Source organism: Thermoflavifilum thermophilum, from assembly GCF_900116565.1.
Lineage (GTDB): Bacteria > Bacteroidota > Bacteroidia > Chitinophagales > Chitinophagaceae > Thermoflavifilum > Thermoflavifilum thermophilum.
Window position 1 is genome coordinate 2,825,519 of the sequence record NZ_FPCJ01000001.1, and the last position, 22,482, is coordinate 2,848,000.

The following is a 22,482-nucleotide window of genomic DNA, read 5'->3' on the forward strand; positions in this document are numbered from 1 at the left end:
TTATGAAAAAATAAATGCTTGTTTTCCTGCAAAACGACTCCGATGGCCCAGCTCTTCTTCGATACGGAGCAAGCGGTTGAATTTTGCAATGCGTTCGCCGCGGCATCCACTGCCAGTTTTGATATGCCCAGCACAGGTAGCCACAGCCAGATCAGCAATGGTGGTATCTTCGGTTTCTCCGCTGCGATGGGAAATGAAATACTTATAATGATGCTGGCGTGCCAGTTGAATGGTTTGCAGCGTTTCCGTCACCGTGCCGATTTGATTCAGCTTGATCAGGATGCTATTGGCAATACCTTGTTCGATGCCTTTTTGAAAGATGGATGGGTTGGTACAAAAGATATCGTCACCCACCAATTCTACCTCGTTGCCTAGTGTTTGTGTAAGCATTTTCCAGCCATCCCAGTCGTTCTCGGCCATTCCGTCTTCAAGCAGCACAATAGGATATTGTCTCACCCAGTTGACCCACAGGTCGAGCAGTTCATCGCGGCTCAGTGAGCCTTTCATGGATTTAAACAATACATAGCGGCCAGCCTCCCAGAGCTCACTGGTTGCGGGATCTATGCAGATTGAGATATCATCACCCGGTGCATAACCTGCTTTCACGATGGCTTCGAGAATGATTTCGATAGCTTCTTCATTGGATGAAAGATTTGGTGCAAAGCCTCCTTCATCGCCTACAGCCGTTACATAACCTTTCTTGCGGAGGATTTCTTTTAACGTCTGAAATGTTTCTATACCCATGCGAATAGCTTCGCGGAAAGAATGCGCCCGATGCGGGGCAATCATGAATTCCTGAAAATCGATGCTGTTGTCGGCATGACGTCCACCATTGATCACATTCATGCAAGGCACAGGCATTACATAGGTGTCATGCGTTTCCAGCTGTGCATAGAGAGGTATGCCGCGCGCCAGCGCCATGGCTTTGGCAAATGCTATAGAAACAGCAAGAATGGCATTGGCTCCCAGTCTGGACTTGTTAGGTGTTCCGTCCAGTTCAATCAGGATCCGATCGAGTGCGGCCTGGTCTGGAATTTCCTTATTTAGCAGGGCATAACTGATTTCTCCATTGACATGTCCAACGGCCTGTAATACGCCTTTGCCTTTGTACCGTTGCAAATCGCCATCGCGCAACTCCACCGCTTCTTTTTCACCCGTGCTTGCTCCGGAAGGCACTATGGCTGAGGCCTGAAACCGGCTGTCAATGGTGATTTCGGCTTCCACTGTGGGATTGCCACGCGAATCAAGCACTTCGCGTGCATGCAAAGATGTAATTTTCATAAACTATCCATTTTGTATATTTTCTTTTAAATTCCCCTGGCAGATGTCGGAAATCTGATTGGAAAACATAATCAGATGATCTAAAAATGTATCGAGTTCCTGCATCAAAACATCGTTTACTGCTCCATATCCCCGGATGCGTTTGCTGCGCGAGTTTTCCAGATCTTCCCAGAGAAATGAATTCTGTACCAACAACTGCTTGCGCAGACTAAAAGATCTAGGCGGTATCTGATAACGATTGACAAAAACTTCAAGTTCCTGATACATCCGGCCAATGACTTGTTTGATGCGGTTGCAATCTGCTTCATCGAGATCATACTGGTATTCCAGATGAACTCGTGTGGGCTGTTGGAATCGCACAAAACTCATCTCCATTTCCACAAGTTTTTCTTCAATGAGCTGTGCCAGCGAACGAAACACACGAAAATAATTTTCAGGTAGTTCAGGATTTGAGTTCATGCGACCAATTTTTAAATGGATGAAGTGCCAGATTCATATTGTAAAATCGCGGGTCTTCCGTGATTTCCCGATCTATCCATTCTGGTAATATCAGAAACTGACCAGGAAGCATGAGTTCACGTTCGGCTATGATCAACCCTTCATTTTCATCGTGGAATACATCTACTTCCCAATAGCCATCCTCATCAGTTGCCAGATGATAGCGCGTTTTCTGAATCAGTGTGTTTGCAGTCAACAGCCTGAGCATTTGTTGTGCATCAGCAACAGGTATGGGATATTCAAACTCAGTGCGCGTAGCATGCGAAGTTTTCCCTTTTATTGTAATCCATGCCTGCGTATCTGCTATGCGAACGCGTATCACAGCTTTTTCACCCATGCACAGATAACCCTGCACATATCGTTTGCCTTTGAGTTTTTGCTGCGATACCAGCTGATGCCAGGCATCAGGCTTCACCAGAAAACGCCGTTCAATTTCAATAGCCATATTTCGTTCAATGGCGATAATACAATACCTGCGCTTTTTCAATGGTAATCAACCCGCCACAGCCAGCCTTTTCCATCATTTCATGCAATGCCGGAAGAAAAGCATTGATTTTTTCTTCTTTATCCACTATTTCCACCACAATGGGCAGGTCTTCCGAAACATCAATCCATTTGGCTGTATGCACCTTCGAACCAGCGCCAAACGACATGATGCCTCTTAACACCGTGCAGCCAGCCATGCCCTGTTTGCGTGCAGCAAACAAGATCGCCTGGTACAAAGGCTGTTTACCCAGTTTATCGATTTCACCGATGAAAATGCGCAATAATTTGGATTCTCCGTTTAATGTTTCCATGTGTAAAATGATTTAAAAGATTTTAACCAGATAGGCTCCCAGATAAGCAGCAAACATGCCGAAGAAAAAGCTTAGAGAAGTGTATAAACCGAAATAAAACCATTCGGCATCCATCAGCAGGGATACATTTTCATAGGCAAATGAAGAAAAAGTAGTGTAGCCCCCGCAAACACCTACTGCAAGAAACAAGCGCATTTCGGGAGATAAAAGTCCGCCTTTTACTGACAGGCCATAAATCACGCCAATTAGAAAGCAACCACTTACATTTACCCATAAGGTACCCAGTGGAATGGGAGCAGGATAATAACGTTGGATAAGTGTTTGCAAGAGGTAGCGCAATGCACCGCCTATAAAACTACCCATGCCGACGATCAACAAATTCCTGTACATATGTAATCATTTCATGAATGGCAAATGTACAGGAGTTATTAGCCTTGGAAAACAGGCGGTTAAAGGTGAACTCCATCACCTGTGTTCATGAATATCAAAGACATGAACCCCAAACTGTGGGTTGTACTGGATTTGAACCAGTGACCCCTGCCGTGTGAAGACAGTGCTCTGAACCCCTGAGCTAACAACCCATTCAAAAGAGCTGTGGGTTGTACCGGATTCGAACCGGTGACCCCCGCCCTGTCAAGACGATGCTCTGAACCAACTGAGCTAACAACCCAACAGCTGCAAATTTACGTCCAATTTTTTCTTTTCCTGCATTGCTTTTTTCTATTTGAGTCCATACCTTGTGAGCTATTCCTTTACCCATAAACTTTTGCTGCATGCCGCGCCTTCCCTTTGGCTGTTTTGTTTTTGTATGCCTGACGTTTTCATTATTCTGCATTGCCCAGAACCAGCCTGCCAATACCCTGACAGCCCGGGAAAAAGCCGCTGGCTGGCGCCTGCTGTTCAATGGCAAAGACCTGAGTGGCTGGCATTCGTATCTGGAGAAACATCCGGGTAAAGCCTGGAAAGTGGAAAACGGTTGTATTGTACTGGATAAAAACGCCCATAGCCCATATGCGGATTATGCCGACCTGACCAGCGATGAAGAGTTTGCCAATTTTGATCTGAAAATAGAATGGAAAGTTGAGCCCTGTGGCAACAGCGGCGTCATGTTTTATGTACATGAATCTCCTGCCTATCATGAAACCTGGAACACAGGCCCAGAAATGCAGATTGTGGATCTGTGCTGCAGTCCCGACAGCCGCATCTTGAAATGCCGCGCTGGCGATTTATACGATCTGATAGCAGCCGATACCGAATGGGTAACTCCGGGAGGTGAGTGGAATACCTATGAAATCATCTGCGACCACGGCCATCTTCAACTGTTTGAAAACGGACACCGGATCATAGATACCCATTTGTGGACACCCGCATGGAAACAGCTGATTGCCCATAGCAAATTTGCTACCATGCCTGATTTTGGCAGTTTTCAGAAAGGACATATTGCGCTGCAGGGTACGGAAAACGGGAAACTGTGGTTTCGCAATATCAAGATTCGTACCTGGTAATACTTTCCACCTCAACTAATATCTATGTCAAACGACAATCCTGTACATGAACCACGCCGGCTTTCGCGGGCCGAATTTCTGAAAACGGCTGCCATGGCCACAGCTGGATTTTACATCGTACCGCGCCATGTACTTGGCGGAAAGGGTTATGTGGCTCCCAGCGATACGTTGTATATCGCTGCCATAGGATGTGGCGGCGAGGGGGAAAACGATATCCATCATTTTGCCAATGCCCCGAAGAAAAATGCCGTCATTGCCTATCTCTGCGATGTGGATCAACGCATGGCCGCTCCGCGCAGAAAAGAATTTCCCAAAGCCGGTTTTTATGAAGACTGGCGGGAACTGTATGAGAAAGAGCATGCGCATTTCGATGCCGTAACCATTGCTATTCCGGATCATAACCACGCCATCGTCGCGCTCAGGGCCATGCAAATGGGCAAACATGTTTATCTGCAAAAACCGCTGACACACGATATTTACGAAGCACGCATTCTTACGGAGGCTGCTAAAAAATATAAAGTGGTTACGCAGATGGGCGACCAAGGTGCATCGTGTGATGGTATGCGTACGTTGCGCGAATGGCTGGAAGCTGGTTTAATTGGGGACGTGCATACTGTCTATAACTGGACCAACCGGCCCGTCTGGCCCCAGGGCATCCCCTGGCCGAAAGATCACCCTCCTGTACCGAAGGAACTTAACTGGGATTTGTGGCTGGGAACAGCGGAATATGTGGACTATATTGACAACCTGGTACCCTTCAACTGGCGCGGCTGGTGGCGCTTTGGCACTGGCGCCCTGGGCGACATGGGCTGCCATATCATCGGCCCTGCATTCAAATTGTTCGATTTGGGCTATCCCACCGAAATCACCTGCAGCGCCGTAACCCTGTATTCCGGCATTTTTCAGGAAGCCTTCTATCAGGAAAGCATTCCGCCTGCCAGTATCCTGCGCTACATCTTTCCGCTGAAAAATGGACGTAACCTGCGTCTGTATTGGATGGACGGCGGACTGATTCCCGACCGGCCCGATGAACTGGATCCCAGTGTCAATGAAAATGAAGCTCTGGCGGCCATTCCTCCCGGCGATGACTACGAAGGAGGTTCGCTGTTTATCGGTACACACGGCAAAATTGCCTGTGGCTGGGGAGGAAATAATCCCCGGTTACTGCCCCTGTCGCTGAACGAGGATATCCGGATTCCGGAAAAATATCCCCGTGTGCCGGGTGGCATGGACGGCCATTGGTGGCAATGGATTGATGCATGCCTGGCCGGTTACGGAAACGCCGAAGTAGATTCTCCTTTTGAAGGCTATGCCGGCCCCCTCACGGAAACCGTGCTGATGGGCAACCTGCTGTTGCGCTGCTTTACCCTGCAGATGCAGGAAAAACGAGGTAATCAAACCGTGCTTACTTCTCCCGGTCGTTATATCACCTACCAATGGGATGCCCGGCAAATGCGAATCACCAACTTTGAACCAGCAAATCAGTTTCTGCGACGTACTTACCGCAAAGGCTGGGGCGACTTGGAGCTTTAAATGCCTAGGCTGCCAGCTTCATTCGGCGCAAGCATGCATGTTTTATTTGCTTCAAAAAGCTACATGCAGGCGAATGCTCCCCACAGCCACCGGACCGCGATCACGGTTGTATGCCGGATGAACAATCCATTGGAAATCACCGGTCAGCGTAATCAGCTGATGCAATGGGAACAGCGCATATAATTCGGCAATATTTTCAGTGGCATAGCGCAGTTTTCCGTCGCCAATCACAAAGCCATAACCACCAGCTTCCAGAAATTCCCGATGCGGAGCCGAAAGGCCATTCACCACAAATGCACACCCGATCTGCAGGAACCGATCTGAACGCTGCCAATACTTCTGCCTTGACGGAAGAGGAATCTGATACATACCTCCCGCGCTTATGGAACGATCAATTTCCGTAAATGCCCAGGTGGCAGTATGTCCGTCATTCCATCCGGCACGCAAAAAAGTTTGTACCCGGGCATTAGCGGTATAACTCATACTCACTCCCACTCCATATTTTGAATGGCTCACAGGAGAAGGATCAATCACATCCATTGTGGTATCTGTGCCCAGCTTTTTGGCATGAACAACGGCTGCATATTCAGGTGCTGGAGTAAAATTGTTATATACATGTATGCCTGCGAACAACGGATGCTGACGCCATGTTCCGGTATAAGTGCATTCAATGGTCTCCGAATGACTGCGATGAAGATTCCAGTTTAATGTACTGCCATTGGCATAAGTAGGCTCCAGGGCTTCTGCCATGCGGATAGTCCAATGCGGTGTCACATAGCCCAGCGAAACAATAGCATCATATCCCCGCGTATCAGCCGGAAAATCCCACGCTCCGTCGTCCATGATTGACCAATTGAGAAATTGCGTACGCGGATCGTGGCTCACCGGATTATTGTCAAATAAATCCGTCATCGAAAGCTTCCCGGCAATCATTTCCAGACGTCTGGAGGAAACATATCCGCCAAGCTGCAAGGGCTCATCCGCCTGAACATCGGATGAAGCACCCAACGGAATATATTGTATTAGGTACAATCGAGCCACATATCCCTGAGGTGTTGGGTTATCCACGCGATAAATATCTCCATTGGTGAAACCGGCTATCCCACGCGCATCATTAAAACCCAATCCTCCTGAAATCTCCGGGCTGAAATAAACGGCTGCGTTGCGCCAAAGCCTTCTGCCACAAAACAAAGTAAAGGTAAGTGATGATTTATGATCTGAAGAATCGGATAAACTGTTTTTGCCTGAATAAGCCGCATGAAACGCCGGATGATACTGGGTAATAAAAGTAAACTGACCATGTATATTCCATGTCTGGTTTACAATCGAATCAACCTGCTGAGCCCGGGCCACACGAGCGATGCATGTAACCATGATTCCTGCAAAAACAACACGTGCATACTTGTATTTTGTCGGCATTTTTTGTGTTTAAATAGTTTTTTAAAAAGATTATAACCATTGTCCAAACTTCCGGATATACCAGGTTTTCACCACCTGCGTGAGCACACAATAGCTGGCAAGGATCAGAATCAGGTAAATGAAATACACGCCAGGCAAGGGTTGTAGGCCCAAAGCCGAAGCAAAGGGTGAAAACGGAATCCAGATACCTATTGCTATAATGAAAATCGTAAGCGCAATAACAGGCCAGGTGGCCCAGCTTTCGATGAAAGGAATTTTCTTTGTGCGGATCATGTGTACGATCAACGTCTGCGAAAGCAAGCCTTCCACAAACCAGCCCGATTGAAACAGGCTTTGATGAGCAGGCGTGCTGGCATGAAAAATATGATACATCACAAAGAAAGTCACATAATCGAATATGGAACTGATGGGGCCGATAAATACCATAAACCGGGCAATGCCTTCAGCTTCCCATTTGCGTGGAATGGAAATGTATTCAGCATCCATCTTGTCCCATGGAATGGAAATCTGCGACAAATCATACAGTAGATTCTGCACCAGCAGTTGAACAGGCATCATGGGCAAAAACGGAAAAATAGCACTGGCACCCAGCATGCTGAACATATTCCCGAAATTGCTGCTCACCGCCATCTTGATGTATTTGATGATATTGCCAAACGTACGACGGCCGTAAATCACACCTTTGCGCAATACCATCAGATCTTTTTCCAGCAAAATGATATCGGCACTTTCTTTAGCAATGTCCACAGCCGTATCCACCGAAATTCCCACATCGGCCTGTTTCAATGCAGCTGCATCGTTGATACCATCACCCAGAAAACCCACGGTATGTCCCATCGACTGCAGCAGTTTCACCACACGCGCCTTTTGCATGGGGCTGAGCTTGGCCAGAATGCTGGCCTGCTTCAAATGGTTTTTCAGGGTGTCATCATCCATCTTCTCCACATCCGCACCCAGCAGAATGTGCTGGGTTGAAATGCCTACATCTCTGCATATTTTGCGAGCTACCACATCATTATCGCCGGTGAGCACCTTGATTTGCACACCGAGTTTTTGAAGAGCCTCAATAGCGGGGCGAGCCGAAGGTTTGGCCGGATCCAGAAATCCAATGAATCCCGTAAACACCATATCGCGTTCATCTTCCACCGTATAATTCAGCGGACGGGGCTCATATTCCCTGATAGCTACCAGCAACACCCGCAGGCCGTCTTCATTCAATTCACAGGAAATACGCAGAATATTTTCTTTCATTTCCTTTGTAAGCGGAATCACCGGATCGCGATAAATGTGCAGGGAGCGGTTTTCATCGGGTTGAAAGGTATAGCTGCACAAATCAATCATTTCTTCCACAGCTCCCTTGCACACCAGCAGGTGTTTTTGATTGGGCAGTTTCACGATGACCGACATGCGGCGGCGCTGGAAATCGAAGGGAATTTCATCCACCTTTTCGTATTGTTCTTCTTCCCTGAACAATGCATGTTCCTGGGCATGCTCCAGCACAGCCAGGTCCAGCAAGTTTTTCAGGCCGGTCTGGTGATAACTGTTCAAATAAGCCCATTTCAATACCTCATCATCGTCCACACCATGCACGTTTAAATGCCGTTCCAGCACTACCTTGTCGAGCGTAAGGGTACCGGTTTTATCGGTACACAACACATCCATAGCACCAATATTCTGGATGGCGTTCAGCCGTTTCACAATTACCTTGCGGCGGCTCATGTTGATGGCACCCTTGGCCAGATTGGTGGTTACGATCATGGGCAGCATTTCGGGTGTCAATCCTACCGCCATGGCCAGGGCAAACAAAAATGCATTGACCCAGTCGCCTTTTGTGAAACCATTGATCAAAAACACCAGCGGCACCATGATCATCATGGCCCGGATCAACAGCCAGCTTACGTTGTTTACGCCCCGATCAAAGCTGGTTTCTGCTCTTTTGCGGCTTAGTGTGCGACTCAATGAACCCAGATAGGTCTGATTGCCGGTTACTACCACGATAGCCAGTGCCGAGCCGCTCACCACATTGGTACCCATAAAGGCAATATTGCTCAGCTCAAAAACGGAAACAGCTTGTGGATCGGCCACAGGGGCTGCATGCTTTTCCACTGGCACCGATTCGCCGGTCAGCATGGCTTGCGTGATAAACAGATCTTTGCTGGTGAGAATCCGACAGTCGGCCGGTAACATGTCGCCCGCAGCCAGCCAGATGATGTCGCCGGGTACCAATTGCTGAATGGGAATTTCCTTTCTGCCGAGCCCTTTCCGTAAGACGGTGGCCGTGGTTTTCACCATGCTTTTTAATGCTTCCGCCGCCCGGTTGCTCCGATATTCCTGCCAGAAACGGAGAAATGAACTCACCAGAATCATCACCAGGATCACGGCCAGCGTGCTGTAATCGCGCTGTCCGGGCGGAGAAAACCACACATCTGTAAAAAAAGAAATGATGGCAATAATGGCCAGCACGCCTACAAAAGGATTCATAAATGCTTCCATCAGCTGCATATACCAGGCAGGTGCCCGGTCATGGGTGATTTCATTCAACCCATATTGTTCAAGCCTTTCTTCGGCTTCTTCCTGCCACAAGCCTGTTTCATCACTTTGCAGGGCCGAATACACTTCCTCACCAGATAGTGCTGCTATCTGCTGCAATCTGTGTGCTCCGGGAAATTCAGGGTTGACCTGATTCCCGTTATGGTTCTTATTTCCTGTAACAGCAACTTTGCGATGAAATACCTGTGCGATGGATATCATAATTCAGGATTTAAGGATGAAACAACTGAGTTTCTTTTTGCATGAACCAGCAAATGGCCATGCATGCAGATCCTTAACTCCTGTACGGCGAAGGAAAATAAAACTGATAAAACAATTGCAAGCGTGCCGGAATAAACGAACGAATGAAGAAGAAACGCATAGCTCACGCTTTATTACCCGCTGCAGGCAATAAAGCGGCTATGCAGCGGGCAGGTTAAACCATTCGGATAAACAAACGTAATCGACTGTCAGCTTCCATGTGAAATGGATTTGGCGGCGCAAAGGTAAGTACACCCGTGTAAATAAAAAAAATTCTTATGCCGAATGAATCCATTCAGCAGCAGACTGATTGGATAAAGCCTGCCCCAAACTCCGTGTCGAATCCCGGATCACAAGAGCGGAAGGAATCACATAATGCATTTGTTCCAATATGTCTCGTTTCTTTTCAATTTTTCTGAACAACAGTTCGGCGGCTTTTTTCCCGATTTCAAATGCGGGCTGCGTAATGGTGGTGAGCGGTGGAGCCAATAAGGGAGCGGTTTCTAAGTTTGAAAAAGCAAGCACTTTTAGCTGACTCGGAATGCGGATGTGCCGTTTCTGGCAAATATGATAGACCAGCAATACCAGCTTTTCCACAGCCGCAAAGATGCCATCAGGTGGCTGGGTACTGCAAAGCAACTGATCAAGCTGGTCGTAAAACAGATCCATATCCTTGGCAATCAATACTGTAGATTCATTTACGGGCAACTGATATTGCTGCAAGGCATCCAGAAAGCCCTGCAATCTTTTTCGGGTGATGGATAAATGCAGTGGCAGGGTTAAATGATACAAATGCCTGCAGCCTTGCTGAATCAAATGCACGGTGGCATGGTAACTGGCTTCATAGTCGTTGGTCGTAACCGTTGGGAAACCGCTATCCTCACATACCCTGTCAAAGAATACCAGCGGAATCCCATGCTGGTGCAAACTGCGAAAATGCGCAATATCCTGTGTACCGGCACATACAGAAGCCAACACCCCATCCACTCGCCCACTCTGCAAATGGCGAATCAGCGAAATCTCCTGCTCCATTTGCTCATGCGTGATGTAAATCAATACATGATACCCTTTTTGCCGGGCTACCCATTCAATGCCATTTACTACATGCGTGAAAAAATTATTAGGCAGTTCAGGTAATACCACTCCAATGGTTTTGCTTCTCTGCCGCCTGAGGCTGCTGGCATAGGGATTGGGTTCATAATTCAGTTGACGCGCCAGTGCAAAAACTTTCTGTTTGGTTTCCTCGCTGATCTCATAACTGTCGCGCAATGCACGGGATACGGTAGATACAGCCAGATTTAATTCACGGGCAATGCGTTTCAGATCTATTTTCTCTGCCATAAGCGAAAAATACAAAAAATATCATTCAGTTTAACGCTATTTACGGAAACGATTGCACAAAAAACACTTGCAGTTTTTACCCATTTCAAACATCTTTGTCCAAACACAACAACATGCGGTTGCTTATTATATTTTGTTGGATCTTCAGCCACACACAAGCCAGATTTACCCATCACCCATTCGCATCGGATACCTTGCCCATCCATCGAGTTGTGCAACTGGCTGCACAACAAACCAAGCATTACCTATCCGCACATCGCGATACCCTGCAGTTTCTACACAGCGAACATGCAAATGGCGAACCCGTGGAAGCCAATCTCCATGGCTGGACAGCCGGTTTTTTCCCGGGCAAGCTCTGGTATCTGTATGCTTTCACCCAAAATCCGTTCTGGAAGCAGGAAGCCCTGGCCTATACCCAACCTTTGGAAGCCGACGATACCCTTACCACGACCCACGATCTGGGTTTTATGGTGGGTATTCCGTTTGAAAAAGCTTATAAAGCTACTCACCACACCCCGTTCCGCGAGGTATTGATCCGCGCAGCCCGCTCCCTCACCCAACGTTTTCACCCGCAGGTGGGCGAAATCAAATCCTGGGACGGCGGCCCCTGGCATTACCCGGTGATTGTAGATAACCTGATGAACTTAGAGCTGCTCTTCCTTGCAACGAAGCTTACGGACGACAGCAGCTTTTACCGGATCGCCGTCTCCCACATCAACCACGATTTGCGATATCGCTTCCGAAACGACTTCAGTACCTACCATGTGCTGGACTACGATCCGGAAACGGGCAAACTGTTGGCCCGGAAAACCTGGCAGGGATATGCGGACAGCAGCTGCTGGTCGCGCGGACAGGCCTGGGCTATATATGGACTTACCGTGGCTTATCGCTATACCCGGAATCCGGAATATCTGTTCTATGCCCGTCAGGCTGCCGATTATTTCATCAACCACATCAAAACAATTTCAGATCATATCCCGCCCTGGGATTTCAACGCGCCCGATAGCCTGCAACAGCTGAAAGATGCTTCTGCCGCAACCATCGCGGCTTCGGCCCTGCTGGAGCTGAGCAACTATGTTCCGGGAAAGACGCATGCTTACGAACACTGGGCCGTGCAAATGCTGCAAAGCCTGTGTATGCCGACCTATCTGAACACGGATTCGTCAGGCTTTCTCTTGGTCAAACATGCTACCGGCGATGCGCATCACCACCGGGAAATGGATGTGCCATTGATTTACGCAGACTATTATTTGTTGCAGGCATTGTGGAGATATAGCCACATGCATACAGCCGATTTTTTGTTTTAAATGTTTGTCATCATGAAAACAACCAGTTCAGTATTCATCTTCCTGCTCATAGGCCAGCTTTCTTCCATGGCCCAGTCCATTTATCACCAGGGCTGGATTGATTTCAATAAAAACGGGAAAAAAGATGTGTATGAAGATCCCCGTCAGCCCATTGAAAAACGAGTGGATGATTTGCTTCGCCAGATGAATCTGAACGAAAAAACCTGTCAGCTGGCCACGCTCTACGGCTATGGTGCCGTGCTGCAGGACCGCCTGCCTACGCCAGCCTGGAAAGACAGCATCTGGAAAGATGGAATAGCCAATATCGACGAACAACTGACCGGCCTGCGAAAAGATACCGTATATGCTTATCCTTACTCCGCTCATGCAAAAGCCTTGAACGAAATCCAGCGTTTTTTTGTGGAGCAAACCCGGCTGGGGATTCCGGTGGATTTTACCACCGAAGGCATACGCGGACTCAATCACATGAAAGCCACCTATTTCCCGGCCCAGATTGCCCAGGCCTGTGCGTTCGATACTGCACTGGTGTACCAGATTGGCCGGGTTACGGGCCGGGAAGCCCGGGCCTTGGGCTACACCAATGTGTATTCTCCCATCTTGGACGTGGCTTCTGATCCACGCTGGGGACGTACGGAAGAAACCTATGGCTGCGATCCTTTTCTGATCGGAGAATTAGGCAAGCAGGCCGTCAGGGGATTGCAGGATGAACGGGTGGTTTCCACCTGCAAGCACTTTGCGGTGTACAGCATCCCCATCGGCGGACGGGATGGCCGCGTGCGTACCGACCCACAAGTGCCGCCCCACGAAATGGAAGAAATTTACCTGCATGCCTTCCGCGAAGCTTTTCAAAAAGCAGGTGCACTGGGCACCATGGCTTCCTATAACGACTACGATGGCGTGCCTATCGTGGCCAACAAACATTTCCTCACCGATATCCTGCGCAAGCAATTTGGTTTTAAAGGTTATGTGGTGAGCGACAGCCGGGCGGTGGAAGACCTGGTTACGAAATACCATGTGGCTTCCGATGAAATAGATGCAGCCCGGCAGGCGCTGGGAGCCGGACTGAATGTGCGTACCGATTTCAGCTCTCCATCCGATTTTATTTTGGCCGTCAGGAAAGGAGTTCGGGAAGGTAAAATTCCCATGTCGGTGATTGATGCACGAGTGCGAGAGGTGCTGTATGTGAAGTTCTGGTTGGGTTTGTTCGATCATCCTTATGTTGCCAATCCCGCTGCCGCCGATACCATCGTACACAGTGCCTCCAGCCAGGAATTGGCTTTAAAGGCAGCCCATGAAGGCATTGTGCTGCTGAAAAATGAAGGAAATCTATTGCCTCTCGACGCCCATTCGATTCATACAGTGGCCTTGATTGGTCCCAACATGAAGGAAGAACGGAGCTTGTTATCGCGCTACGGCCCCGTTCACACCCATGTCACCACCCTGTATGAAGGCATCACCGCGGCATTGCCCCCTGCGGTTCAGGTCCTCTACACAGAAGGATGCCACCATGTGGATGCCCATTTCCCTGAAAGCGATATCGAATATTTCCCGCCCACACCCGCAGAGGAAGCCATGATGGACTCGGCTGTAGCCATAGCCCGCCAGGCCGACGTAGTAATCATGGCTATGGGCGATAACAACCAGACCGTAGGTGAATCGCGCTCGAGGGTAAACCTGAAGCTGCCCGGCCTGCAAGATGAGCTCGTGCGCCGGATCGCCGCTTTGCACAAACCCACGATTCTTTTGCTGGTGGGAGGGAAACCTTTCACGATCAACTTTGCCCAACAACATATTCCCGCTATCGTGGAATGCTGGTATCTGGGCGAGAAAATGGGCACAGCTGTAGCCGATGTGCTTTTTGGAAAATACAACCCCAGCGGAAAGCTGTGCATACCTTTTCCCAAATTCGTGGGGCAGATCCCGCTTTCCTTCCCCTTGAAACCCGCTGCCGATGCGGGCGGCAATGCCAGCGTTACCGGCTGGCTTTATCCGTTTGGCTATGGCCTGAGCTATACCACCTTTGCATACAGCAACCTGAAAATCGACTCCAGCCTCTGGCAGTCGAAGGGACAATTGCTGGTGAGCTGTACCCTCACCAATACCGGTACACGCGCAGGCACGGAAATCGCACAATTGTACATCCATGACGAGCTGAGCTCGGTGACAACCTATGTAGAAAAACTGAGGAGCTTCGCCCGGGTTTCCCTGCAGCCGGGCGAAAGTCGAACCATCACCTTTACCCTGCACCGGGAGGATTTAAAGCTCTTGAATGCTTCCGGGAAATGGGAACTGGAACCGGGCTGGTTTGATATCTGGATAGGGGCATCGTCGGCCGATATCCGGCTCAGGGGGAGGATCTGGCTGAAATAACGGCTGCCAGACAAGGACTGATTGGATATTCCACCTGCAATTCACCCTCCAATATGGTGCCTTTGCTGGTGCTGCGTTCACCGCAGGTTCACCCCGGCGATACCACTATTTGTGCGGGAGTTCAACCACGCTGCGTGCTCAGGAGGGTTATACCAGCTACCTGTGGAGCACGGGAGCCACCCCACTCAGCATCAGTATATGGTATCTTATGCTATTTTTAAATCAATGCATTTTTGTAGGAACAGATAGAAGAGGGAGCATACCTTTTACTTTCCAGAAATTTCGTAAAATCATCCAAAGTTTTCTGTTTCAAACCTAACTTTGTAGTATCCAATAATTTTAGAATATTTCCCGCCATAAATATACAAAAAAGAAATATGTTACGTATATTTGAGCGTTAGGTGTAATTCGAAAACCTGCCTTTCACGGAAAGGAGATCGTAAATCATGACTATGTTGTTGCCATCATTTAACTTCATAAGGAGAAAAGCGATAATGAGATTGTTACGCAACTTTCATCTAACGAAACTTAAACAAAATTTTATCTTATTTTTGAGAGCAAGGGCTTTTACGGAGGCTTTTAAAAAAAATAAACTTAATAAAGAATTAAGCATACCAATTGAAAGAGGTAATTGATATGACAAATAATAGTCGTCCCAAAACAACACAGATTTTTTCGGCTTCAGATGTGAAACACGGTCTTTCTCTTTTCATGGATAGAGAGATTAGAACAGTGGAAGGCTTGATTATAGAACGGGATGGAAAATTTTATATCAAATGCCAGATCAAAGATAAATACAAAGTCGCCAAACCTGAAGAAATCGTGAGGCAACTTTGGGTTTATAGATTATTGAATGAATATAACTATCCAAAAGAAAGAATAGATGTTGAAAGAGTGGTTTATTTTGGCTCAAGAGATTCTGGTTTAGCAGATGTGGTTGTCCTTCAGGAAGACCTGAGTCATCCATACATAATCTTTGAAGTAAAAAGGCCTCAAAGAACCGCAGGGTTAGAGCAGTTAAAAAGTTATTGTAATGCTGAAGGGGCTCCGATTGGTGTTTGGTCCAATGGAAATGAAATGATAAGGCTTCACCGAGAAGAACCGAATATCTTTGTAGAAGTTCCAAGAATACCAAAAGTAACAGAAACACTGAGAGATATTTTAACTGAAAGATGGACCCTTAGATGGCTTGAAGAACACGATGAATTAAAACAAGGTAAGACAACACTTAAAAAAATATTACTGGACTTAGAGGAGCTTGTTTTAGGCAATGCAGGAGTAGATCCATTTGAGGAAATTTTTAAGTTAATCTATGCCAAACTCTACGATGAATGGAGAGGGATTAACGCCCCCTCCTATAAGTTAGAATTCTTCGTTGGAGACAGGAGTACGGAACAGGTAAAAAGAGCAATAACAAACCTATTAGAAGGGGCAAAGAGAGAGTGGCAGGGAGTATTTGAGCCAACAGATAAAATTGAATTAAGGAACGACCACTTAAAGGTTTGCGTATCTTTCTTAGAAAAAATAAAGTTATTCAATTCCAACTTGCGCATCATAGATGAGGCTTTTGAATATTTAATACCTCAAGTTTCCAAAAAGAGAGAAGGGCAGTTTTTTACTCCCCGACCTGTTGAAGATATGATTGTTGAAATGCTCAACCCTAAAGCTGATGAATTCATTATTGATCCTGCTTGTGGCTCTGCTGGTTTTCTTTTGCATTCTGTGATGTGGGTTGCAGGTGGGATGATTAGCGGGAAGCCGTTACCTGAAAATGCAAGAAATTTTGCTCAGAATAAGATTTACGGAATTGATTTTGCTAAAAAAGCTGTAAAGATAGCCAAAGCGATTAACCTGATTGTAGGGGATGGCAAATCCCATGTCTACAAAGACAACTCATTGGCACCTCACACATGGGAAGATGAAACAAAATCAGGTTTAAGAGGCAGGCTTTTAAGATTCCCTAATAATCCTGAAAAAGACAGGGAAAATCAAAGCAAGTTTCTATACTTTGATTTTGATGTATTAATGACTAATCCTCCATTTGCAGGGACGGTAAAAGAAAGGGATATTTTAAGACTCTATAACCTTGCTGAAAGAAACGGAAGATGGGTAAACAAAATCGGCAGGCATATTCTCTTTTTAGAGCGTTCTTTGCAATTTACAAGACCCGGCGGAAGAATGGCTATTGTTTTGCCTCAGGGATTGCTCAACAATACAAACGCCGAATACATCCGCAGATTTATTATTGATGAAGCAAGGATTTTAGCAGTAGTAGGTTTGCATGGCAACACTTTCAAGCCTCACACAGGAACAAAAACAAGCGTTCTGTTTTTACAAAAATACACGGATGAAGAAAAAGAGAAAATTGAACAAACAAGGGCAAAATACGAAGGAGAATGGGAAGAATTTTTGAGAGGGCTGAAAGAGAAATATCAAAATATTGCCTGGAATAGTTCGGTAGATGATGAAGAAATCCCTGAAGAACTAAACTCTTTTTTGGAAAACTATTTTGAAAGTAGAGAGGAGATTGAGGAATTACTGGAAGATGTGGTTGAAAGTGGAGAAACGGAAGAGACGGAAGAAGAAAACAGAGGAAGAAAACCTCTTGCTGTCTTGGTTCAGGAGAAATCCGAATTAGATGATGCACTGAGAGAAAAAGAGGAAGAATTAGAAAGTGCAAATGCCACAAGAAAAGCGGAATTAAAAAAGGAAATAAAGACACTACAAAGCAAGATAAACAAACTCACCAAAGAAATCTCTCAAAGGACTTTAGCAGGTCAGATAAGTTTAGTTCTAAGCGAAGAAAGGATAACTGAGGCATTCAAAAAATACTGGCTTGACGGAAAGGTTATGCAAGAAATGGATTATCCAATCTTCTTTGCTGTTAATGAAAAGCCCGTGAAGGACGAAAGCGGGGAGTATAGATACAAGAAAAATCCTGATGGCTCTTTTGTTTTAGATGAACACGGACACCCGATAATTGACCATGATTTGGACGAGATAGCAGAGGCTTTTATTAAATTTGCCAAAGAACAAGGCTTTGATTTTTGGAGGCAGTAATATGGCTATTTTTGAAATAAAAACTAAAAAAGTAAAAAAAGTTCGTGTAACCAACGCAAAATTAGAGCGTAGTATTCAGAAACTATTTGAAGACAATTTAGAAGAGATTTTGAACATTATATTTTTAGCTTCAGAATACTCTACTACATGGGGAGGTAGAATTGATACCTTGGGAATTGATAAGAATGGCTCTCCAGTTATTATAGAGTATAAACTAAATAAAAATGAAAATGTAATAAATCAATCCTTATCATACTTACGCTGGCTTTTAGACCATAAAGCAGAATTTGAAAAATTATGCCAAAAGAAATATATAAAGATTGAAATTGACTGGAACTCTCCACGGGTGATTTGTATTGCTGAATCTTTTAATAAATTTGATCTTGATACGGTCTCCATTCTTCCAATTAGAATTGAACTTCTAAGATATGCCATTTACGAAAACGGAATTTTACAAATAGAAACAGAGAATTACGAACAAGTTAAAGAAGAAAAACAAACATCAAAGGCCAAAATTAAAAAAGAAAAATTGGTGTATTCTTTAGAAGATCATCTTTTGGATAAAGACGAGAAAATTAAAAAATTATTTTATGCTTTGAGAGAAAAAATAATGTCATTAGACAAAAATATAATTGAAGAAACAAAAGCCAAGTATATTGCTTATAAACTTTCTTCAAACTTTGTAGATGTAGTTATATTATCTAACTCGTTAAAAATATTCCTGAATGTAAAAAGTGGGGATTTAAACGATAAATGGAGGTTAGCTCGGGATTTAACAAAACCAAAACCGATTGGTCATTGGGGAAATGGCGATTATGAGGTAAAAATAGATTCATTAGAAGATATAGAAAAAGTTTTTGAGTTAATTCAACAAAGTTATGAATATAACAGGTAAAAAATATGGCAGTATTAAGCGTTAAAAAATTATCAGAGCTTGAGGGAGCAAAAAGGATAGAAGCGGATTTCTATAAACCTGATTATTTTATTGATTTTTCTAAAGGTTTTTGGAGACCCATAAAGGAATTTCTAAATATTTGTCAGTATGGAATATCCCAAGCCATGACAGAAGAACCTAAAGGGTATCCAATTTTTCGTATGGATGATATTAAAGACTGTTTTTTATTAGATGACGAAGTGAAATATTTAAAAATATCCGAACAAGTTTTTAAGCAATATAAATTAGAAGAGAACGATGTACTCTTTAATAGGGTAAATAGTGAAGAATTTGTAGGAAGAACAGGCATATTTAAATTAAAAGGAAATTATGTTTTTGCTTCCTATTTAATCAGGTTGAGACTTAAACCAGTTTCAGAGATTCTTCCAGATTACCTAAATCTTTTTCTAAATACGAAATATGGTAAAAAACAAATTCGTAGATTTTCCAGACGAGCAGTTAATCAAGCAAATGTAAACGCTGAAGAGTTAAAAAATTTCAAGATTTGTATTATTCCCTTAAAGATTCAAAACCAAATTACTCAATTATCAGATGAAGCGTGGAGTAAGATAGAACTTTCAAAATCCCTCTACTCCCAAGCCGAAGCCCTCCTTTTAGAAGAAGTCGGACTTAAAGACTTCAAGCTAGGATACAAAAAGACCTATACCGCTAAACTTTCTTTCGCTCTCTCTGCTCATAGAATAGATGCCGAATACTTCCAGCCTTCGTATGAAGAAGTAGTTGAGTTATTAATGAAAAAGGTTAAAGTTGAAAAATTAAAAAATGTCGTTTCATTCATAAATCATGGTAAACAACCTTATTATATAGAAAATGGGGATGTTCCAGTTTTAATACAAAAACATTTAGGTTCACAATTTATGAGTTTATATTCTGAAATTGTTAATATGCCAGAAACACCGAAAACAGATGAACATTTTGTTAACAAATATCCAGAATATTTAATAAAACCTTTTGATGTTTTATTTTATTCTGTTGGCGCATATCTTGGAAGAACAAACGTTGTATTGGAAGATTTTAAAGCAGTGCCAGCAAGTTTCATAACGCTTATTAGGACAAAGCAAGAAATTTGTAACCCTGTTTATTTAGCATTATTTTTAAATTCTGAAATAGGGCAACTTCAATCTTCAAGATGGAAAAGCGCATCAGCTCAACAATACATTTACCCAAAAGAAATTAAAGAATTTCTTATCCCTATCCTTCCACTCCCAACACAGCAAAAGATCGCATCATTAGTTCAGCAGTCCCATGAGGCAAGAAGGAAGGCGAAGGAATTATTAGAGGTAGCAAAAAAAGCAGTAGAGATTGCCATTGAAAAAGACGAAAAAGAAGCCTTGTGCTATATTTCAAAGACGGCTTACGGAGAATTTAATGAATGACAAAAAACAAGAAAAAACTACGGCAACAACATAATTTACAGCAGGTTTTCAAACTCTGCAGAAGCCTTTGGCTTTCTTGCCACGTTGCACTCTTGTCTGATGGCTCGGGGCACATAACAGTGTATAAATGGTTCGGTTCTTGCAGAACCTCACCAAAATTTTCCCTTCGGGAAAACTTCGTTTATCCACAAACGTTGAACGCAATGCCTCGCTATGTTCGGCACTGCGTTCAACAAGCGAATTGGCAAAAGGGCTTCGCTGTGCAAATTCTTCCACGCTCGCCCCTTCGTCAATCCGCCCCGCCGTTGGGCACAATAGGGCTAAAAGAAAATAATAATAAAATGAAGCGACTACTTCTACTACTACTGACACTGGCGACACTAACGACAGTGACAGCACAAGTCAAAGTAAAAGGATATTACCGTAAGGATGGTACTTACGTTCATCCACATTATCGTTCCAATCCTGACGGAAACCCATACAATAATTGGAGCTATCCCGGAAATACAAACCCATATACCGGAAAGACTGCAACAGGTAATCCTGACACTTACCTAAAAAATTATTATGATAAATCGAGCAAATCAACATCTGACGTTTGGGTTGACGGCTACTATAAATCAGACGGGACCTACGTACCTGGACACTTTCGTTCCAACCCGGACGGAAATCCATATAATAATTGGAGCTACCCTGGCAACACAAATCCATATACCGGAAAGACAGCTACGGGCAACCCTGACACCTATTTGAAAAACTATTACAACAATTCATCTTCCGGCACTATTTTTTATCATCCTGAGTTAGAAGAACCGGAAAAACCTTTAGTAAATTTAGGAGGATCATTTCCTTATGTGCATCCTGTAAATATATCTTTTAGTTCAAAATATTATGTAACAGCCAATAAACTGAACGTCCGGAGCGGCCCTTCAACAAACTATTCAGTAAAGACCACCCTTGATTATGGTACAAGCATTACAGTAGTTGATAACTCCAATGAGAGCTGGGCAAAGATTGAATATTCTGCCTACGACTATAACAGTTGGGGTTACAAAACACAAACTGGTTATGTTTCCAAATCTTACATTTCCTCTCAAAATCCTTATTTCAAATCCACCTATTCTAATACCTACGACGATATTGATTTGAGCAAATACCTTGAAAATTACAACACATACAACAAAACCACTTATTGATCCCTGACAAGTTCCAATTTATCAACGGGTCGACTGACTATCTATACTGACTGCAACACTTGTAGTAGCATTACAATTTACATAGATGGAGTATATGCAGGAAAACTGGACAAGTATTTCGCTGCCGAGACACCTAATTGTGGTGACTTCGGAACATTTACTTCAACAATGACAGTAGGAAAACACAAAATTAAAGCGACTGATAGTAACGGAAATGTATGGGAAGGAGAGGTACAAATATTAGCAGGACAATGTAAAATACTCAATCTTGAAAAATAGTCCTACAGCGCCCAACAAAGGCTAAGAAAACATGCAGGCTGACACGGTAAATGAACATTACAGTACATAACAAAACTTGGTATTCGGCAGACGGATACGTGTTCCAAAACCCGCAGGTTTCTTAGCCAGGGCCGTTAGCTGCAACCCTACCACGAGAGAGTAAATTTGAACCGACAATGAATTTAGAGGCCAGACAAATGCTATTTATCAAAAATATCCTTTCGGTGATTTTTACCCCAATCGCTTAACGCCTTAATCACTGGTTGAAGTGTTTTTGCGTATGGAGTAACTTGATATTTTATTACCACAGGTCTTCCATCATACACAGTTCGCTTTATAAGATAATTATCTTCTAAATCTTTCAATTCTTTTGCAAGAACTTTTGATGTAATCTTCGGTATACTCCTTTCAATTTCCCTAAACCTATGATTGCCCGATGAAATGGAAATTAAAATCATCAATCTCCATTTTCCGCTAATTACATCCAATGCATCTCTGACAGGGAGCATTTCGGACGTGCATTCTATGTGACTTTTTTTGCCATGGTGAAATGTTATATGCTTACCTTCGGGTAACTGCTATACTTTAGCTTGGGAGCTTTGGGGCTTATCCTGCCATGGCTGCTAAATTTATTTCCGATACTGACACCAATTGCAGCGAGTGCACTTGCATGGGTTATGGTACCGGCAATGTTTCATCATCTGAAACATCGTCGGCCGATATCCGGCTCAGGGGGCGAATCTGGCTGGAGTGAAGCACAGCTATTGTAATTTTG

At 44.6% G+C, this 22,482-nt stretch carries 18 protein-coding genes, 2 tRNA genes and 1 riboswitch; of the genes, 9 read left to right on the forward strand and 11 right to left on the reverse strand.

Going from position 1 to position 22,482, the window contains the following annotated elements:
* The 7 genes from eno to BM367_RS11975 all read right to left on the reverse strand — a co-directional run bounded on the left by eno (position 1) and on the right by BM367_RS11975 (position 3,246).
* Positions 1-1,281: a phosphopyruvate hydratase gene (gene eno, locus BM367_RS11945; RefSeq protein WP_092460779.1), complete on the reverse strand. Its 1,281-nt coding sequence runs from the start codon at positions 1,279-1,281 to the stop codon at positions 1-3.
* Between the two features lie 3 nt (positions 1,282-1,284).
* Positions 1,285-1,740 carry a hypothetical protein gene (locus BM367_RS11950; protein WP_092460781.1) on the reverse strand — a complete coding sequence of 152 codons (456 nt, stop codon included), beginning with the start codon at positions 1,738-1,740 and terminating at the stop codon, positions 1,285-1,287.
* Complete coding sequence (locus BM367_RS11955; protein ID WP_092460783.1) at positions 1,724-2,224, reverse strand: CYTH domain-containing protein; 501 nt, start codon at positions 2,222-2,224, stop codon at positions 1,724-1,726. Before BM367_RS11955 ends, BM367_RS11950 begins: the two co-directional genes overlap by 17 nt.
* 7 nt (positions 2,225-2,231) lie before the next feature.
* The gene (locus tag BM367_RS11960) at positions 2,232-2,576 is read right to left on the reverse strand and encodes a DUF190 domain-containing protein (RefSeq protein ID WP_092460785.1); all 345 of its coding nucleotides are present in this window, start codon (positions 2,574-2,576) and stop codon (positions 2,232-2,234) included.
* A gap of 12 nt (positions 2,577-2,588) precedes the next feature.
* On the reverse strand, positions 2,589-2,966 hold the full coding sequence (gene crcB, locus BM367_RS11965; RefSeq protein ID WP_092460788.1) for a fluoride efflux transporter CrcB: 378 nt from the start codon (positions 2,964-2,966) through the stop codon (positions 2,589-2,591).
* A 22-nt stretch (positions 2,967-2,988) separates the two neighbouring features.
* A riboswitch (Fluoride riboswitch) is annotated at positions 2,989-3,055 on the reverse strand.
* A gap of 28 nt (positions 3,056-3,083) precedes the next feature.
* Positions 3,084-3,157: transfer RNA gene (locus tag BM367_RS11970), tRNA-Val, on the reverse strand.
* Between the two features lie 14 nt (positions 3,158-3,171).
* Positions 3,172-3,246 (reverse strand) — tRNA-Val (locus BM367_RS11975).
* Between the two features lie 103 nt (positions 3,247-3,349).
* Between BM367_RS11975 and BM367_RS11980 the strand changes: the two genes are divergently transcribed.
* Both BM367_RS11980 and BM367_RS11985 read left to right on the forward strand, forming a co-directional pair.
* The gene (locus BM367_RS11980) at positions 3,350-4,081 is read left to right on the forward strand and encodes a 3-keto-disaccharide hydrolase (RefSeq protein WP_092460790.1); all 732 of its coding nucleotides are present in this window, start codon (positions 3,350-3,352) and stop codon (positions 4,079-4,081) included.
* A gap of 24 nt (positions 4,082-4,105) precedes the next feature.
* Positions 4,106-5,614, forward strand: coding sequence for a Gfo/Idh/MocA family protein (locus BM367_RS11985; RefSeq protein WP_092460792.1), 1,509 nt, complete (start codon positions 4,106-4,108; stop codon positions 5,612-5,614).
* 51 nt (positions 5,615-5,665) lie between these two features.
* Here BM367_RS11985 and BM367_RS11990 read toward each other — a convergent pair whose 3' ends face one another.
* From BM367_RS11990 to BM367_RS12000, 3 genes are all read right to left on the reverse strand, one after another.
* Entirely contained in the window at positions 5,666-6,988 is a 1,323-nt protein-coding gene (locus tag BM367_RS11990; RefSeq protein WP_177224227.1) for a carbohydrate porin, read from the reverse strand.
* 75 nt (positions 6,989-7,063) lie between these two features.
* Positions 7,064-9,784, reverse strand: a complete 2,721-nt coding sequence (mgtA, locus tag BM367_RS11995; protein WP_092460796.1) for a magnesium-translocating P-type ATPase — start codon at positions 9,782-9,784, stop codon at positions 7,064-7,066.
* A gap of 315 nt (positions 9,785-10,099) precedes the next feature.
* Positions 10,100-11,164, reverse strand: a complete 1,065-nt coding sequence (locus BM367_RS12000) for a LacI family DNA-binding transcriptional regulator (RefSeq protein ID WP_092460799.1) — start codon at positions 11,162-11,164, stop codon at positions 10,100-10,102.
* Between the two features lie 113 nt (positions 11,165-11,277).
* Between BM367_RS12000 and BM367_RS12005 the strand changes: the two genes are divergently transcribed.
* From BM367_RS12005 to BM367_RS12035, 6 genes are all read left to right on the forward strand, one after another.
* A complete protein-coding gene (locus BM367_RS12005) occupies positions 11,278-12,471 on the forward strand; it encodes a glycoside hydrolase family protein (protein WP_092460801.1) in 1,194 nt (397 codons plus the stop codon).
* 12 nt (positions 12,472-12,483) lie between these two features.
* On the forward strand, positions 12,484-14,841 hold the full coding sequence (locus tag BM367_RS12010) for a glycoside hydrolase family 3 N-terminal domain-containing protein (RefSeq protein ID WP_222842639.1): 2,358 nt from the start codon (positions 12,484-12,486) through the stop codon (positions 14,839-14,841).
* 618 nt (positions 14,842-15,459) lie between these two features.
* Positions 15,460-17,901 (forward strand): N-6 DNA methylase, encoded by a 2,442-nt coding sequence (locus BM367_RS12020; protein WP_143104025.1) that lies wholly within the window; start codon positions 15,460-15,462, stop codon positions 17,899-17,901.
* Position 17,902: 1 nt separating this feature from the next.
* Positions 17,903-18,796 (forward strand): DUF5655 domain-containing protein, encoded by an 894-nt coding sequence (locus tag BM367_RS12025; RefSeq protein WP_092460807.1) that lies wholly within the window; start codon positions 17,903-17,905, stop codon positions 18,794-18,796.
* Positions 18,797-18,801: 5 nt separating this feature from the next.
* On the forward strand, positions 18,802-20,232 hold the full coding sequence (locus BM367_RS12030; RefSeq protein ID WP_092460810.1) for a restriction endonuclease subunit S: 1,431 nt from the start codon (positions 18,802-18,804) through the stop codon (positions 20,230-20,232).
* A 203-nt stretch (positions 20,233-20,435) separates the two neighbouring features.
* Positions 20,436-21,428 carry an SH3 domain-containing protein gene (locus BM367_RS12035; protein WP_143104026.1) on the forward strand — a complete coding sequence of 331 codons (993 nt, stop codon included), beginning with the start codon at positions 20,436-20,438 and terminating at the stop codon, positions 21,426-21,428.
* Between the two features lie 479 nt (positions 21,429-21,907).
* Here BM367_RS12035 and BM367_RS12040 read toward each other — a convergent pair whose 3' ends face one another.
* Positions 21,908-22,216: a winged helix-turn-helix transcriptional regulator gene (locus tag BM367_RS12040; RefSeq protein WP_092460814.1), complete on the reverse strand. Its 309-nt coding sequence runs from the start codon at positions 22,214-22,216 to the stop codon at positions 21,908-21,910.
* Positions 22,217-22,306: 90 nt separating this feature from the next.
* Between BM367_RS12040 and BM367_RS12340 the strand changes: the two genes are divergently transcribed.
* Positions 22,307-22,477 (forward strand): hypothetical protein, encoded by a 171-nt coding sequence (locus BM367_RS12340; protein WP_394333027.1) that lies wholly within the window; start codon positions 22,307-22,309, stop codon positions 22,475-22,477.
* Positions 22,478-22,482: the final 5 nt, after the last annotated feature.